The sequence below is a fragment of the Xanthomonas populi genome, assembly GCF_002940065.1.
Lineage (GTDB): Bacteria > Pseudomonadota > Gammaproteobacteria > Xanthomonadales > Xanthomonadaceae > Xanthomonas > Xanthomonas populi.
Genome location: NZ_MDEJ01000383.1, coordinates 1 through 300, shown reverse-complemented (window position 1 = coordinate 300; position 300 = coordinate 1). Strand labels below are relative to the sequence as shown.

The 300-nt window shown below is 57.7% G+C and carries 1 pseudogene; it reads left to right on the top strand.

The window, feature by feature from the left end:
* Positions 1 to 300, top strand: a pseudogene (locus tag XpopCFBP1817_RS21380) (transposase); the annotation flags it as partial.

Sequence of the window (300 nt, the reverse complement as noted above, 5' to 3'; positions counted from 1 at the left end):
AGCACGCTATCCCAGTGACGTCAGCCGCGAGCAGTTTGAGCAGATCCGCGCTCTGCTTGAAGGTGCACGCAAGAAGACCGCGCCACGCAAAGTCGATTTGTACGATGTTTTTTGCGCAGTGCTATATCTGCTCAAGAGTGGTTGCCAGTGGCGGATGTTGCCGAGACGTTTCCCAAATGGCGCACGGTGCATGCGTACTTCCAGATCTGGAGCGAAGTGGATGAGCACGGAGTGAGCCTGCTGGAGCGGGCGTTAAAAAAATCAGGTTGGCGCGGCCCGCGAGAAACTGGGGCGCAACGC